Consider the following 16,642-nt stretch of genomic DNA (forward strand, 5'->3'; position numbering starts at 1 on the left):
GACTACCGCTGGGCCCCTCTGTCGGACTCCAACGACTCTCTCAGCTGCTCGACGTTGATGTCGAGCAGGTTGGCATATGGACGTAGCGTCGCGGCACCCGTGTCGTATGCCGCGTAGGTGTCTCTGACCAGCAGACCAGGCGCCCGGGGTGTGCTGGCCGCTACGACACGCTCACCGAACTCGACACCGCGCCCAACGATGTTCGCGGCCTTGGCCGCGGTGAGGCGCTTGAACCGGTCGCACAAGCCGGCATCGATCAAATGCAGCTCGAGCAAGCGGAATGCCAAAGCCGACGGTGTCACCATCAGTTCGAAGGCGAGACCGGCGAAAGATTCCTCACTGAATTTCGCCGGTATCAATCGCTCTCGCAATGTTTCCTCAGGCATGAGAAACGCCGCAGCAAAGGAATTCGCACGGATCTCGCTACCGTCACGCTTCTGCGCTTTGCTGAAAACGTCCTCGTCCAGGTGGACGCCTTGATCGTCGCCTGCCAGCAGATGACCCAACTCGTGCGCGAGCGTGAACCTTTGTCGCGCCGGAATTGTGCTGGCAGCCAAGATGATCAGCTTGACATCGGGGTAGGACACCGCAAGTCCGTCGAAATCCTGATCGAGTGCCACCACGGCAACATCCACGCCGAATGCCGATTCGATTGCCGCGGCCAAGTCCGGCTGCAGTACGGAGCTCCCCTTCACCGCTAAGCGTTTCGACGCAGCATCCGCCAGCCGAATGCCCTGCGCTTGAAATGACCCGGCCTCGGACAGGTTCGATGACCCGCTCCATGGCTGGGTATATCCGAGACTCGCCATATCGGTACGCAATGTGCCGTAGCGCTTGGCGATCTCGAGCGCGGTTCCGGCGGTGCCGCCGGTCGTTCGGGCCGCCACAGCGACCTGGGTGTCCTCGCCCGTGACCAGCCAGTCGACGGAGACGTTGCACAGCTCGGCGATCCGCGCCAGATCGACAGATGAGAACCGACGGGTCCCGCGCAGGGATTTCGACAGCTTCGAATCGTCCAGCCCGATCTGCAGGCCGAACTCACGCTGGCTCAGACCCGACTCCTGGATTGTCTCCCGGACACGATCTGGAATGCTCGACACAGGGGGATGGTACTCCAGATGGCTTGCGATAATCGAAAAACCGGTCCACTATGGTGTCCGGCGTGTTCGACTCACTCAGCGACCTGCATTGTTGAGGTCGGCTGGGCCGCCACCCCAGTGAGCGCAGTTGGAAGTACGGAAGGTTGACCGAGGATGACGATCGCGAGCCCACACCACCCCGCTGCCGATCCGCGCACACTCCCGCCGGTGCCGGAACCGGGCCAGATCGTCACTGTCCGCGGTTCGACCTGGGCGGTTACCGATGTCCGGCAGCAAGGTCTCCCCCGCAGTCCCGCCGACGAGGGCGACCCCCGGCTGACCCATGTAGTGGGGTTGCAGTCACTGGCTGAAGACCGGCTCGGCGACGAGCTGGAGGTGGTGTGGGAGCTCGAGGTCGGTCACACGGTCGCCCCCGACCAGGGCCTGCCGGAGCAGATCGGCGCGGAGAGCTTCGACGACCCCAACCGCCTCGCAGCATTCGTCGACGCGGTCCGTTGGGGCGCGGTCACCTCCGCGGATGCCGACGCTTTCCAGTCCCCCTACCGCAGTGGCGCCAACGTCGAGGCCTACCAGCTGGAGCCGCTGCGCCGCGCCCTGCAGTCCGCCCGGACAAACCTGCTGCTCGCCGACGACGTCGGCTTGGGCAAGACCATCGAGGCCGGGCTGGTGGTGCAGGAACTGCTGCTGCGGCACCGCGCCCGCTCGGTGATCATCGTCTGCCCGCCCAGCCTGGCATTGAAATGGCAGGACGAGATGCGGGAGAAGTTCGGCCTGGACTTCACCATCGTCAACAGCGATCTGATTCGCCGGGTCCGGCGCAGCCACGGCCTCAATGCCAACCCGTTCCGGCTGTTCCCGCGGGTCATCGTCAGTATGGCGTGGCTGCCGTCGCTGCGCGCTCAGCAGATGCTGCGCGAGGTGTACGCCTCGGCCGGCAAGGCGTCCACCGCCCGCCGGTACTCCTTCGATGTGCTGGTGGTCGATGAGGCGCACCATGTCGCCCCGGCGAGCCCGACCGCGGTGGGCGGCCGACGCGGTTACGCAGTCGACAGCAACCGCACGATCGCCACGCGGGAACTCGCCCAGCGCTGTGAGCACCGCCTGTTCCTGTCGGCGACTCCGCACAACGGGTATTCCGAGTCGTTCACCGCGCTGCTGGAGATGATCGACGGCCGCCGGTTCACCCGCGGAGTAGTCCTCGACGAAACCGCGCTGAAAGATGTCGCGGTCCGCCGGCTCAAGACCGACATCCCGGAGAAGAACTTCAAGACCCGCAAACTGGAGCCCATCCCCTTCACCCCCGACGACGACGAGCAGGACAGGTTCAGTCTGCTGGACCGCATCCTTGCCGAGAGCGCCCGCCGCAATGGCCGTGGCCGCTCCGGCGACATCGTCGCGATGCTGTTGAAGAAGCGTTTCCTCTCCAGCCCTTGGTCGTTCGCGCTCACCCTGCAACGCTACGAAGAAGCCGGTTCCTCGGGACGCCTGCCGACCATGGACGACGATGACGACGAGTACTACCAGGAGGTGCTCGGCAGCGGTCAATCCGACGAGGAAGAAGGCAAGACCGAGCAGCCGGAATTCTCGGCGCTGCGCCGCAGCAAAGGATCGGACCCGCTGAGTGCCGCGACACCGCAGGAGATCACCGGACTGATCAACTGGGGCAACGGTTTCGAGCACCGCCCCGACTCGAAGCTGAAAGCGCTCGTGCAGTTCCTCGACAGCGTCTGCCGACCGGACGGCAAGCTCTGGTCCAACGAGCGCGTGGTGGTGTTCACCGAATACGCCGCGACCCTGGAGTGGATCAAAGGCGTGCTCGAACAGCGCGGCTACAAGGACTGTCTAGCGGTGATCCAGGGTTCCACCGACACCGAAGAACGGGAGAAAATCCGGGCGCGGTTCAGCGCCGACCCGAGCAAGGAACTAGTCCGTGTGCTCCTGGCCACCGACTCCGCGGGTGAGGGCATCGATCTCCAGGCCCGATGCCACCGGCTGGTGAACTACGACATCCCGTTCAACCCGTCTAGGCTCGAGCAGCGCATCGGCCGCATCGATCGCTACGGTCAGCAGCAGACGCCGTTGATCTACCAGTTCGCACCGGACCGCACGTCCAGCACATTCGGTGCCGACCAGGACTTCCTGCGCCGCATCGCGGAGAAGGTTGGCACGGTCCATAGCGACCTCGGTTCCGTCAACCAGGTGATCGATGACGACGTGCAGCAGCATTTCAGCCCGACCGTCGCGAAAAGGCGTGGCGGGCGTAAGAAGTCAGCTCCCGACGACGGCGCCGCCGCTATCTCGACCGTGATGGCCGGCAGCCGGGAACTGAACCGGCGCCTCACCGAGTTGGCGAACAGCTACACCGAAACCAAGGACCGAATGCACATCACCCCGGCGAACCTGCGCCGCGTGGTCGACACCGCCTTGGAGCTGACCGCACAGCCGACCCTGATCGAGACGATCGACCCCGACATCGAGCAAATCTTCGACATCGAGGAGCCGGACTCCCTGGATCCTCCGAACGAACCCGGCAATGGCCAGGTCTTCGACATTCCCGGCCTGAGTGACGCATGGCAGCCGGCGCTGCGTGGACTGGACACCCACCTCGCACCCGGCATCTGGCGCCCGGTGACCTTCGACGACCGCATCGCGAAGAACCGCGACGTCCTTGTCCACGTGCACCTCGGCCACGGTCTCGTGCAGCGATCGGCGCGAATCCTGCGCAGCAAGTTGCTCGGCGGCAGCTCGGAGGTGAGCCGGGTGACCGCGGTTGTCGTCGAGGATCTGTCGCAGTCGTGTGTGGCAGTAGTGTCGCGCCTGGTGCTGGTGGGCCGCGGTGGCCTGCGGCTGCACGAGGAGGTGTTTCTCACCGGCATCCGTATCCGTGGTAACGACATGGCCGAGCGGAAGGTCGAGGACCTGCTCGAGGCCACGCTCGACCACATGGATCTGAAACTGGCTTCCCCGCAGGTTCGTTCGACGCTGGCCAAACTGTGGAATGTCGAGGGTTCGCGACTGCAGAGCCGGTTGCTGAATGCGATGAACCGCCGCGCCGAGATCAAGCAGGAGGACGTGGCCAAGGCCCTGCAGGAGCGCCACGCCGCGGACGCAAGCCGCACCCGCGAGATCTACGCCGCGTTCCGGCACAACCTGGACGACTCTCTGAAACGGCTACGCGACCAGCAAGCCGAACTGGAACTTCAATTCTTCACTGATGATCAGCGCAGGCAGTTGCGTCGCGATATCGACGTGATGCAGCAGCGCCGCGACAACCTCGATGAGGAAGAGCAGCGCGAAATCACCGCCGTCGGTGAGCGTTACGCCGATATCAAGCCCTACGTGTCGGTGGCGGCCGTCGTGTTCGCCCTGACCCCCGCCGACGCCGAACCCGGAGCTCTGCAGCGATGACCACCGCACCGAAGAAGTCCCGTCGCCGCAGCAGCTCCACCGGGGCCGACCTGCACCGCGAGTGGCTGGAGCTGGTCGACGCCGACGGTCCGTTCCTGTCGATCCCTGCCTTGAAGCGGGTCTGGGAAAACGGCATGCCCGCGATGAACGCGGATGCACTCGCCGTTCTGCGTGAGGCCAAGCCCGCATTCGAGAAGGCCTGGGAGGAATGGGATTCCGACCGGGAGAACGAGGCAGTTCTGGAGCGGTATCGAACCGCCAGGGATAGCTGGGTCGACACCGTGCTGCGAGATGTACTCGGGTGGGGGCAGATGTACACCGCGGGCAGCGCTGTCGCGGTGAAGTCCCCGAACCACCAGGTCACGGTCACCGCCAGCGGAGCACTCGTCCGCGGTGACATGACCGGGGCGCTGGTACTGGTCACCGATCCGGTGTCGTCGCTGCGGGATCCGCTCGACGACGGGTGGGCGGCCAATGCGATCGACCGGATGGAAGAGCTGCTGCGTGCCTCCGACGTGCGCATCGGTGTGGTCACCGACGGTCGATGGTGGGCAATTGTGTCCGCCCGCCCGGACACCATGGTCGCCTCTGGCATCGTCAACGCGCAGACGTGGATCGAAGAGCCGCAGACCCGCAACGCGTTCGTCGAACTGCTGCAGCGGCGCTGCCTGGTCGGCGGTAAGGCCGAGGACCGGCTGACCGAGCTCTTCGGGGAGTCGGTCGCCGCCGCCGAGGAGATCACCGAGGCGCTCGGTGTGCAGGTGCGTCAGGCGGTGGAACTGCTGGTGCAGGCCATGTCCGAGGCGGCGCTGGCCGAAGTCTTCGAGGGACTGGAAGATCCGCTCCCAAAGCGGAAGTCCTTGGTGTACGAGGCGGCGGTGACGGTGATGATGCGGGTGGTATTCCTGCTGTTCGCCGAGGAGCGTGGGTTGCTGCCGCAGGGTGAGCTGTTCACCCTCGGGTACGGCCTCAGCGACCAACTGGACGAGCTGGACCGGCGGAAGGAGCTGGAGGGCAGCGAAGCACTCGACGGCACTTTCCACACCTGGCATCGGCTGCTCGCCACCTCGAACGCGCTGTACCGGGGCGCCTCCTTCGAGGACATCCGCATCCCGTCCTACGGTGGGTCGCTGTTCGACCCGGACCGGTTCGGATTCCTCACCGCTCTGAGCGCGTCCGGTGCGCTGGCGATCAGCGTCTCCGACCGGGTGATGCTGGAGGTGCTGCGGTCGGTGCAGGTGGCGACCCCACGCGGACAGGATGCGCGGCGTATCTCCTTCCGCGACATCGACGTCGAGCAGATCGGGTACATCTACGAAGGCCTGTTGGGGTATTCGACGGAAACGGTCGAGGAGATCACGGTCGGGCTGATCGGGGCCAAGGGGGCCGAGCCGGAGATTCCGCTTGCCACGCTGGAGGAGTTGGCGACGCGGCATTCCGATCCGGCGAAGCTGGCCGACGCGATCATCGCGTGGGCGAAGAAGGACCAGCCCGCCGCGAAGGCCGTCTCGAAAACTGTTCTCGCCAAGACGATTCGTGGCGCGGGTGAGGTGGAGGACGCCGAGCGGGCGTTGCTGTCGGTAGCCCGGCACGAGGAGCTACGAAACCGGCTCCGGCCGTTCATCGGCATCATCCGGCGCGACCTGCGGAACAAGCCGTACGTGGTGTTGCCCGGTGGCGTGGTGGTGGTGGAGACGGCCTCCCGGGCATCCGCCGGCGCGCATTACACGCCGCGGTCACTGGCGGAAGAAGTGGTGCGGTACGCGCTGGAACCGCTGGTGTATTCGCCAGGACCGCATCAGACTGCCGATCAGGGTGAGTGGAAGCTGATTCGGCCGGAAGCGATCCTCGATCTCAAGATCGCCGATATCGCTTGCGGCTCAGGAGCATTTCTCGTAGCCGCAGCACGCTATCTCGCGGCGCGACTGGTCGAGGCATGGCAGCAGGACCGGAGCGTCGTCGGGACACCGTATGAGATCCAGCTGCACGCCCTCCGTGAGGTGGTGGCGCACTGCTTGTACGGGGCCGACATCAACGCGATGGCGGTGGAGATGTGCAAGCTGTCGTTGTGGCTGGTGTCACTGGATCCGAAGCTGCCGTTCTCTTTCGTGGATGACAAAGTACTGCACGGTAATTCGCTGCTCGGGCTTACCGATGTCCGGCAGTTGAAGGCGCGGCACGTCTACCCTCACCAGGTCGCAGGTCAGTTGCATGACTCACTGTTCGACATCGACGTGGATGGGACCCTGGCAGCGGCGGCACAGTTGCGCCGCTCGCTGGCGTCGGAGGTCGACGATCGGGATCCGCAACGCGCGACGACCACCAAACGCCGACAGTGGAAGGATTATCAGAACCTCGTCGGACAGCTGCGCACTATCGCCGACGGAGTCGTCGCCGCTGGCCTGATCCATGGTGGCAAACGCGGTCGTGCATTGACCGCCGCTTACGAGAATCTGGGTGTCGCGGTCGCCGACGCGTATCCCGTCAATGGTGAGTCCGGCGACACAGCGATGCTGACTCGGATTCTGGACGAAGGACTTACCCCGACTGTGGTCACCGACTACACGCGATGGAAACCACTCCACTGGATTCTTGCCGTTCCCGACGTCATGATAAAGGGGGGATTCGATGCGATTATCGGGAACCCGCCATTCCTCGGCGAATATAAACAAGCCGATGCATTCGGATCGAACATGCGCTCATGGCTTGTCGATGTAATTGCGGGCGGAAAGAAGGGAAAGGCAGACCTCGTTGCATACTTCTTTCTTCGTGCCCACACGCTCGTTGGGCGAAGTGGAGTTATCGGCCTAATCGCCACTGATTCGGTTGCTCAGGGTAAGACTCGGGAAGTTGGACTGGACCAGATGAACGCGGCGGGGTTCACCATTTTGAGGTCAGTTCAGAGCGAACGCTGGCCGACAGTGCATGCCAAGACCGAGTATTCGGCAGTTTGGGGAACGAATCGTCCTATATCAACCGAAGTGCTTCGCGTAGCCGATGGTGTGGTCGTACCTAGAATATCTACACAGCTTGAGCCTGCAGGCAGAAACAAACAACTTCCACTTAGACTAGCGGAGAATATCGGTATCGCATTTAAAGGGGTGGAGCCCTACGGCGCGGGGTTCATAATATCGCCAGGAGAGGCGGGCGCATGGATTCGGAGCGACGAGAGAAACTCGGAAGTATTGTATCCATTCTTGAACGGCGAGGACCTAAGCTCTCGACCGGACAGCTCGCCGTCTCGCTGGATTATCAACTTTGGGACAGCTTCCGAGCAGGTAGCAAAGTCGTATCACCTGCCGTACAGTCGAGCGCTGCAGGAGGTTGAGCCTGAACGCAAGACTAAATCAGAAGAGGTCCGCCGAACCCCGTGGTGGCAGTTTCATCGAACTAGACCTGCTATGCAGACTGCCATCGCGAGTCTCGATGAAATTCTGGTCATAGTTAGGCACAGCAAGGCAGTAATGCCATTGAGGGTGACATCCAGCCTGTTGCCGAGCGATGCGACTGTCGTATTCGCAACAGACTCTTATGCAGACGAGGCAGTGCTTTGTTCATCCGTCCATCAGATATGGGCGGTTACTTACGGTTCGACGCTCGGACATAATTCCACAAGATATACGCCATCTAGTGTCTTTGAAACCTTTCCGCGACCATCTATGACCGAGCGACTAATGGAGCTCGGAAGGACATTTAGCGCCGCTCGAAGAAAGATCATGACGGCGCGCAGGCTGGGGCTGACCGATCTGTACAATTTAATAAACGACCCACTCGTTAGTTTAGGCTGCGACTCGGATATTGATCAGCTTCGAAATCTGCATGCTAAATTGGACGCAGAAGTTTGCGCGGCGTACGGTTGGACGAACTTAGAACTCGACCACAATTTCTTCACCTATCGTAGAGTGCAGCGTTGGACCGTTTGCCCGACGGCTAGGGCTGAGATCATTGACCGTCTCCTGGAGGAGAATGGCCGCCGCGCAGCCAAACAGGGTGAGCTACCTGAATTGCCCGACGGCGATTTCGAGGAGGAAGAGTGACCGAGCAGTATGGACAATCTCCGGCCAATCTTCTCGGCGCTCCGGTCGCCGACCAGGTGCGATCGCCCCACCACATGTCCCTGATCTGGAGGGGGAACAGTGACCAACGCAATAGATGACCTGACGGTGGAAAGCCCGTCCACTGCGAGCAAATACGAGCTCACTTATACCCCCGATTCCCGCTCCTACACCGCCCGCGAAAATCTCGTCGACATCCTGGACCGCGAACTCCTCGGCCCCGCCAACGGCGATAACGAGATCCTCGAAACTACCCCCGACCAGGCGTACTTGATCGGCCGAATCGCCCCGGTCCGCATTACCGACTCCGGTGTCCCGATCGATGAGGACACCAACGAACCCGACACCGATGTCGGTGACGACGTGGACGCCCAGCAGAACCGTGGTGTCCCGGTGACGGCGGTGGACGACAGCAGCACGGCGGGCGATGAGGATTCCGGTTCGAACGAGTCGGAGGATGCGGCGCCCAAGCGCGGCTTGGTGATTCCCGCGTCGATGGGGTTGCGGTTCCAGATCCCGGCCGACCTGGATACCTTCACCGTGACCGCGTCCTGGGGGCAGTACAAGGGCGTCCCGCGCGGTGAGTACGAGCAGGACGCCGAGCAGCAGGGTTCGCGGAAGACCCCACGGTTCCAGCGCACCCCATTCGTTTTCCCGGCCGAGATCCAGGTCGCCGACCTGCACCCGGGCGAGACTATGGAGAAGTCGCTGCGAGACACCGTGGTGCTGCGTCTCGATAGCTACCAGGACAAGGATCGCTTGCTGGTGGAGGTGGCGTTGTGCAACGATCGGGAGACCGGTCGGCACATCCCCACCGAAGCCTGGCTGTACCAGACGAAATTGGAGGTCGAGGCGGGTGGCGCCGATGTGTTCCTGCCGGCTTCCGACCCGCTGACCGAGGTCGTCCACGAGTCGGACGACGAACGCGCCCGCCTGAACCTGCAGTACCGCAAGCACCTCGAATACGCGGTCGGCCGTACGTGTTCCGTCGACTGGCAGGTCGACACCTGGGACAAGGACCAGTGGGACACCGCGACCCGTTCCCCGCGAGCCCGCAAGGTCTGGACCACATGGCTGCCGGTCAGCGAAACCCCGCAGACCACCGCCGGCGAAGTGGATGCGCTGCTCGACATGGTGCGGCTCGGCTCGGCCACGAAGGAAGAGTTGCGGGCCGGGCTACAGCCGATCGTGTCCGGTTACGCGGTGTGGCTGGACGGCGAGGAGCAGCGGGCCAAGCAGTTGCCGCCGCACCTGCAAAAGGTTGCGTTCGAAGCTGTGGCCGACGCTCGGAAAGTCCACCAGCAGTTGGCCGATGGCCTGTTCCACCTGCTCACCGATGACATCGCTGTGCAGTGCTTCGGCTTCATGAACCGGGTGATGGCCGCGCAGCGTATCCACAGCCAGATCGCCGAACGCCGCGCGAAGAAGGAACACCGGGACGAGAGCATCGACGAGGCGCGCGCAGCGATCCTGGCCGAAAGGAAGGACAAGGCGCATTCGTGGCGCACCTTCCAGCTGGCGTTCATCCTCATGCAGCTGCCGATGCTGACCGACCCCACCGCGCAACAGCGGTCCGGGTCCGCGACCAACAGCAGCCTGGCGCAGGCGCAACTGCTCTTCTTCCCGACCGGTGGCGGTAAGACCGAGGCCTACCTGGGCCTGGCCGCCTACACATTCGCGGTGCGGCGGCGGCAGGGCATCGTCGACAGCGCCGACGGGCCGTTGAACGGCATGTCCGGTGTTGCCGTGCTGATGCGCTACACGCTGCGACTGCTGACCGCCCAGCAGTTCCAGCGCGCCACCGCGCTGGTGTGCGCCGCCGAAATGGAACGCCGCAGCGACGAAAACACCTGGGGTGCAGAGCCGTTCCGGATCGGGCTATGGGTGGGCACCCAGGTCAGCCCGAAATGGTTCGAAGAAGCCCGCGATCAGCTGAAGAACATCAATGAGGGCCGCGGGCACCGGCTCACTGTGTTGCAGATCCAGCGCTGCCCGTGGTGCGGTAACCGGATCGACGCCGGCGACGTGAAAACCTCTGAGACGCAACGCCGGGTGCGGGCGTATTGCAGCGACGACCTCGCCGAATGCCCGTTCTCCCAAGGCGGAGCCGTCGACGACGGACTGCCCGTGCTCACCGTCGACGAGGAGATCTACCGGCTCGCACCGGCATTCGTCATCGCCACCGTTGACAAATTCGCCCGGCTCGCGCGCGAAGGTGAGGCGGCGGCCCTGTTCGGCTACGTGTCCGAACGCTGCGACCGGCACGGTTACGTGCACCCCGATTACAAGTACTGCGCCCTGCAGGACGGCAACCGGCACAACGCCAAGGCCGGTCAGCCCGCTGCGGCCCGGCGGCCGGTCGGCCGGCTTCGGCCGCCGGATCTGGTCATCCAGGACGAGCTGCACCTGATCACCGGCGCGTTGGGCACCACCGTCGGTCTGTTCGAGGCCGCGATCGATGTAATCACCGCCTGGAAGACACCGGCCGGTGCACCGGTGCGGCCGCTGCTGGTCGCCTCGACGGCGACCGCGTTCCGGGCCGCCGACCAGGTCGGCAAGCTGTACGGGCGGGACGTCACCATCTTCCCGCCGCAGGTGCTGGATGCCGGCGACACCTTCTTCTCCAAGGAAGAACTGGTATCCGAAGCCACGCCCGGCCGCCGGTACCTGGGCATCAGCACGACCGGTGTGCGTGTCACCACCGCGGAGATCCGGATTGCCGAAGTGCTCATGGCCGCAGGACAGTTGCTGCTGGATCGGTCCGGGAGCTGCGCCGACCCGTATATGACGCTGGTCGGCTACTTCAACGCCACCCGCGAATTGGCCGGTATGGCCCGCTACCTCGGTGACGATGTCCAGACGATGCTGCGCAAGGGCCGGCCGTGGTCGCGGCTACCACGCCGGTTCGGCACCGGCTTCGACGAACTGCGGACCGCCGAGCTCACCGCCCGGGTCGGCAGCGCCGACATCACCAAAGTTCTTGACACCATGGCTGTTTCGTTCGACCCGGCGCTCGACGCTACCGGCGCGAAGGGCGCCAAACGCGACGCCGTACCGTACGATGCGGTGCTGGCGACCTCGATGCTGCAGGTCGGTGTCGACGTGACCCGGCTCGGGCTGATGCTGATCGTCGGCCAGCCGAAAAACACCGCCGAATACATTCAGGCGTCCTCCCGAGTCGGCCGAGACCCCGATCGGCCCGGATTGGTTGTCACACTGGGTAACTGGGCGCGGCCCCGCGACCTCGCGCATTTCGAACAGTTCCGCCAATATCACGAAACGTTCTATTCCCAGGTCGAGGCGTTGTCGGTGACGCCGTATTCGAGCACCGCGATGGCGCGCGGTATCGACGGTGTTCTGATCAGCGCGGCCCGGGTTCGGGATGCCGTGCGCAAGAACGGATTATCGCCGGACAACGGCGCCGGGAAGATCGACGACGAGTACGGGTTCGTCAAGGACCTCATCGAACTGCTCGTCGAGCGTATGAAGCGGGCCGCGCGAGACGAGAAGGCGGCACAGAGTGCCGCAGACCTGCTCGGCAACCGGCTGGACCGGTGGACTAGATATCGCGCCGAAGCCCTCGCCAGCGGCAAGACCCTCAGCTACGACAAGGGGACCGACAGCATCGAGACTCTGTTGATCAGTCCGGATCGGGCGAACGAGTTGCGCGGCACACGTCGTTTGCCGCCGTTCGAGGTCGCGAATTCGATGCGTGAGGTACAGCCTGAGATCAACCTGCTGGTCAGCCCGCTCGCGGAGCGGCTCGAATACGTGATTCCCGCGGCCGCGCCGCGCTGGGAAATGCCTGAGGCACAGGACTAGGAGCGCAGGAGATGACCGTCGAAACCGATACCGCGGCACCGATCCACGACACCACCCAACAGGTCGACCCGTTGGGTGATGCCGCATCGGCAGAGGAGAAAGGCATCCAGAAGAACCGTGCCAAAGTCGGTTCCGCCCGCCCCTCTTCGCTGATCTACACGTACGGCCCCGGCTCGGTCATGGACCTGCCGAACTTCACGATCATGCCGACCGGCCTCGATGAATGGAATCGGATCTGGGCGAAGGGCACGGGTACTCCCCCCACTATCCACGCGCCACGACTGCGTGCCGTCGTGCGGCGGTTGATCAAGGGCGCGCACCGTGACATCGAACTGCGGCCATTCCCACGGGAGGCCAGTAAGAGCAACTTCGGCACGGAAGAAAACACCCTCGGCGTTCCCGCGCGGATCTTTCCGCAGTGGCTGCGCTGCACCAGTTGCGACAAGCTGGCTCCGCTCGGGCATTTCGGCTACAAGAACACGCACCCGTTCCGTACCGATCTGGCCCAGTTCGAACACAAGTGCCGAGGTCGCAAGGGTGCTCACAAGAAAGTCGGCACCCATCCGGCAGTACCTGCGCGTTACCTGCTCGCGTGTGCACACGGGCACGTCGACGAATTCCCGTACGAGCTGTGGGTGCATCGGGGCCGACCTTGTACACAGGCGGTCCTGGGGGCCGCACCGCTGACCATGAGCGACCGTTCGTTCGGTAAGGGCGCCGTCGCCACCATCACATGCGGCGCATGCGGTTTGTCCCGGGCGATGAACGAGGCACAGGGGGAGGCGGCGAAGGAAAAACTACCGCGCTGCCGAGGCCGGCACCCCCATCTCGACGCGTTCTATCCGTGCGACAACGAAGTCCGGCTGATCCTGGTCGGTGCGTCGAATCTGTGGTTCCCGGCCACCCAGTCGGTGATCGTGATGCCGGAAAAAGCGGAGATGCTGGACGCGGAGGTCGCCAGCCGCATTCGCAACGCTCTCGGCGACAGGCTGACGCGATACGCCCAGCATCTCGATTTTGCCCGGGATGCCTTGGCGGACAAGAACATCGACGTCACTGGATACAGCGATGCGCGTTTGGTGGAGCTGATGGACCTCGCGCTGGCACCCCCCGAAGAACCCGCCGCCGACCAGCAGCAACAGAAGTGGGACCCGATCGACCTGCTGGTGCCGGAATGGCGCTACCTGCAAACCAATCCCCTGGGCGACCGCCACCAGGACGAGCAGAGTGGCCTGACGCTGTCCACTCGGAACAAACACCAGGCACTCCCACCGCAGATCGATCGAGTGCTGGCAGTGGAATCGCTGCGCAAGGTAAACGCTCTGATCGGCTTCACCCGAATCGACGAGATCGACCGGGTCGATGACTTGCCGCATCGGATGGTTCCGCTGGCGCGCGACCCGCGACCCACCTGGACCGTCGCCGCAGAGGACCGCGGCGAAGGTATCTTCCTACAATTCGACGAGGGGGCAGTGGCTGCGTGGGAACGGCGGACTGAGAATTCCGGTCTGTGGGATGCGTTATGCGCCGCACACAAGCGAAATTTCGACAATCGCCACTCGGACACCGCCGCGGAGGGCATCAAGGCCAGCGATCGGATGCGACCGCCCCGATATTGGCTGCTGCACACCTTCGCGCACATCCTCATTCGCGAGATGGCGATGACCTGCGGCTACAATGCGGCCAGCCTCAGCGAGCGGCTCTACGCCTGGCAAGCAACCGACGAGGGACGCGAACCCGCTGCCGGGGTACTGATCTGCACCACCGCCTCCGACAGTGACGGAACCCTCGGCGGCTTGGTCGAATTGAGCCGGGAAGAACGCCTGCACGAGATCGTCATCGGCGCGCTGCGACGTGCCCAGCGCTGCTCGTCGGACCCGATCTGCGCCAGACGCACCCCGAAGCCGCCGGAGGATTTCCTGCACGGCGCCGCGTGCCATTGCTGCGCCATGGCCTCGGAAACCTCGTGCGAGCGAGCAAACCGCTTCCTCGACCGCCGCTTCCTGATCGACCTGCCGGGGAGCCGCCTTGGTTTCTTCCAGCTCCCCGGCTGAGGCCGCCCGTGCCCTCGGTGAACTGCTGACCGGCATCGAGGCCGAGAACCTGGCGGACCGGCTGGCAGGTGGCAACTCGATCAGCTCGGCGTTGCGATCGATCGCAAACAACCAGCGGCAGGCCGTCGAACCGCTGCTCGAGGCACTGGGCCCGCAAGCCGCGGTTCCGGTGCTGCGGGCGATCGAAGGCGCTCGGTCGCGCCGGCCGACGGTCGATCCACTGTGGACATTGCCTGGGCAGTTGGCGCGATCCGGTCGGCTCACCAGCGAAGTGACGCGGTTGGTGGACGGTGCCCGGCAGTCGATCATCTGCTCGACCTTCAACTTTCAGCGCTCGTCGGGGTTCTGGACGGCATTGCGGCAGGCCGCACGCCGACCGGGGGTGAGCGTCCGGGTTTACCTGGACGCCCGTGCGGCCGACCAGCAGCCGCAGTCCTGGTCGCCGACCACCACCGAAGTGGCCGCCCACCTGTGGCCCGCAGCCGTCTACCGTACGACCGTCTACGGTGGCGAATATGTTCGCAATCACGCGAAACTCCTGGTCATTGACCACCGTTTCCTGCTGGTGACCAGCGCCAACTTCTCGCGCAGCGCCGAGCATCGCAATGTCGAGTTCGGCCTGTTCCTCGATAACCCCAACCTTGCCGAGGCCGTTGAGCGGCAACTTTTCGCGGTCCAAGAGGAGCTGTACGAACCGGTCGTGGCCGGCTCTTTCTGACCCGGAACTTGCGCCGCGATTCAATCAGGGTTCAGTCCCCGCTGAACCACAGGTACCCGTGCTGTCGGATCGCAGATTGAGCGGCAGCCCGCAGTGCCTGGACGGCTTTCCGCTCGTTATCGTCGTGTGTTGGCAGAGCTGACAGCTCGTTCAGCAGATATTGAAGTTGGTATGAGTTGAACATGGTGTCGGCATGGAGGTGGATTGCATCGAGCATCGAGCCAGCTGGTGCGCGTTCGATGATTTCAGTAATCGCCTTGCTGGATATGTCGACCGGCTCCACCTGACGATGGACCATATTTTGGATGCTGACGTCGATGCCCAATTTTGCTCCTACTTCACTGGGAACATGTTTATGACGGTGCCGTACTTGTCGGTGATGACTTTGTATCGGGTTGTTGCCGCGCCACCGGCTTCCTTCGAAAGGTTGCCGATGTTTTCGCCAGCGTCGACGATTCGCTCATAATTGCCGTATTTGTTAGGGCCTCGTGCGGGAGTTCCCTCGGCGGCATCCGCGAGCGCATCCAGATCGGCGCCTCCGTTGAAGGTGCTCTTTCTGTTTGTTGCTTGCTCTCCACCCTCGACATGTTTGGCTCGGATGTATTCTTCCGATGCGTCTGTCAACCCTCCCAGCGGTATCGCCGGTGCCGGCGTGAGCTGGTCGTAGGGGATGTCGTCCTCGTCGATGAACACCTTCATAGCGATGATGGCGGCGAGTTTGACGGCTTCCCCGGTGAGGTCGGGGACTTTGTCGAATGCGGTTGCCACGGCGGCTGTGGTGCCCGCGACCGCTGCCGCGGTGCCGATGATCCTGATGAGCCTGCTGGTGTCGTAAACACCTTTGAGCACTCTGTCGGTGTTTCCGGCGATCACTACGACACCCGCACCGGCGGCGACATTGCTGAGGGCGGCGGTGATCCAGGAGGCCGCGACGCCGATGACGACAGTCGCTCCTGCGGCGATCAGCGCATTGGTGACCGCTTCCTTGAACTTGTCGCGGACCTCGGAGGTGGCGCTGCTGTATGCGCCGACGGGAGCGGCGAGGTTGACCGAGGCGGCGGCCAACTGCGTCGCGGAGCCGTTCAGTGTGGTGAGTGAGGTAGCCGAGCAGACCATCAAGGCCGCCGCTCGTGTCCTTGATATCGCTGAACAGGTTGCTGATCTCGGTGACCCGGCCTGCGGCACCTGTGATGGTGGTGTGCTCGGCGAACGTCTTCCACGTGGATGCCGCTTTGGCGAGCTTGTCCTTGTTCCCGTTGGGCAGCTTGCTTCCGAACTCCTCCTGGATCTTCCCGACGAGAGCGTCGTAGAAGCCCGGGATGCTGTCATTTCCTTCGAGGATGCCGTCGCCGTTGTTGCCCACCGAGGTCGGGATCGACACCTTGTGCTCCGACATCGCTGTCACGGAGGGAAGATCTGGCATCGGTTTGGAGTTGTTGCTCGATGCCCAGTTGTATCCGGCGGCGGAGAGCATGTACCCCATGT

8 protein-coding genes are annotated in these 16,642 nt (G+C 63.7%); 5 read left to right on the forward strand and 3 right to left on the reverse strand.

The features are described 5' to 3' along the window. Nucleotides 1-2 precede the first annotated feature (2 nt). Nucleotides 3-1,100, reverse strand: coding sequence for a helix-turn-helix domain-containing protein (locus tag ACW2Q0_RS23445; protein WP_457193048.1), 1,098 nt, complete (start codon nucleotides 1,098-1,100; stop codon nucleotides 3-5). Nucleotides 1,101-1,253: 153 nt separating this feature from the next. On the opposite strand from ACW2Q0_RS23445, the gene drmD reads away from it, so the two are divergent. From drmD to drmC, 5 genes are all read left to right on the forward strand, one after another. Then, entirely contained in the window at nucleotides 1,254-4,508 is a 3,255-nt protein-coding gene (drmD, locus tag ACW2Q0_RS23450) for a DISARM system SNF2-like helicase DrmD (RefSeq protein ID WP_457193049.1), read from the forward strand. Further along, the gene (locus ACW2Q0_RS23455; protein WP_457193050.1) at nucleotides 4,505-8,545 is read left to right on the forward strand and encodes an Eco57I restriction-modification methylase domain-containing protein; all 4,041 of its coding nucleotides are present in this window, start codon (nucleotides 4,505-4,507) and stop codon (nucleotides 8,543-8,545) included. The genes drmD and ACW2Q0_RS23455 overlap by 4 nt, the downstream gene beginning before the upstream one ends. A 99-nt stretch (nucleotides 8,546-8,644) precedes the next feature. Beyond that, complete coding sequence (gene drmA, locus ACW2Q0_RS23460; RefSeq protein WP_457193051.1) at nucleotides 8,645-12,385, forward strand: DISARM system helicase DrmA; 3,741 nt, start codon at nucleotides 8,645-8,647, stop codon at nucleotides 12,383-12,385. An 11-nt stretch (nucleotides 12,386-12,396) separates the two neighbouring features. After that, nucleotides 12,397-14,439 (forward strand): DrmB family protein, encoded by a 2,043-nt coding sequence (gene drmB / locus ACW2Q0_RS23465; RefSeq protein ID WP_457193052.1) that lies wholly within the window; start codon nucleotides 12,397-12,399, stop codon nucleotides 14,437-14,439. Beyond that, on the forward strand, nucleotides 14,414-15,157 hold the full coding sequence (drmC, locus tag ACW2Q0_RS23470; RefSeq protein ID WP_457193053.1) for a DISARM system phospholipase D-like protein DrmC: 744 nt from the start codon (nucleotides 14,414-14,416) through the stop codon (nucleotides 15,155-15,157). Before drmB ends, drmC begins: the two co-directional genes overlap by 26 nt. A gap of 31 nt (nucleotides 15,158-15,188) precedes the next feature. On the opposite strand, the gene ACW2Q0_RS23475 is transcribed toward drmC, so the two are convergent. Next, complete coding sequence (locus ACW2Q0_RS23475; protein WP_457193054.1) at nucleotides 15,189-15,482, reverse strand: hypothetical protein; 294 nt, start codon at nucleotides 15,480-15,482, stop codon at nucleotides 15,189-15,191. A gap of 8 nt (nucleotides 15,483-15,490) precedes the next feature. Then, nucleotides 15,491-16,273 (reverse strand): hypothetical protein, encoded by a 783-nt coding sequence (locus tag ACW2Q0_RS23480; protein WP_457193055.1) that lies wholly within the window; start codon nucleotides 16,271-16,273, stop codon nucleotides 15,491-15,493. Nucleotides 16,274-16,642: the final 369 nt, after the last annotated feature.

Source organism: Nocardia citri (genome assembly GCF_054065835.1).

Bases quoted from the DNA above. Each gene is read 5' to 3' on its own strand.
- drmD (WP_457193049.1), top strand. From the start codon at position 1,254: ATGACGATCGCGAGCCCACACCACCCCGCTGCCGATCCGCGCACACTC.
- ACW2Q0_RS23455 (WP_457193050.1), top strand. From the start codon at position 4,505: ATGACCACCGCACCGAAGAAGTCCCGTCGCCGCAGCAGCTCCACCGGG.
- drmB (WP_457193052.1), top strand. From the start codon at position 12,397: ATGACCGTCGAAACCGATACCGCGGCACCGATCCACGACACCACCCAA.
- ACW2Q0_RS23480 (WP_457193055.1), bottom strand. From the start codon at position 16,273: ATGGTCTGCTCGGCTACCTCACTCACCACACTGAACGGCTCCGCGACG.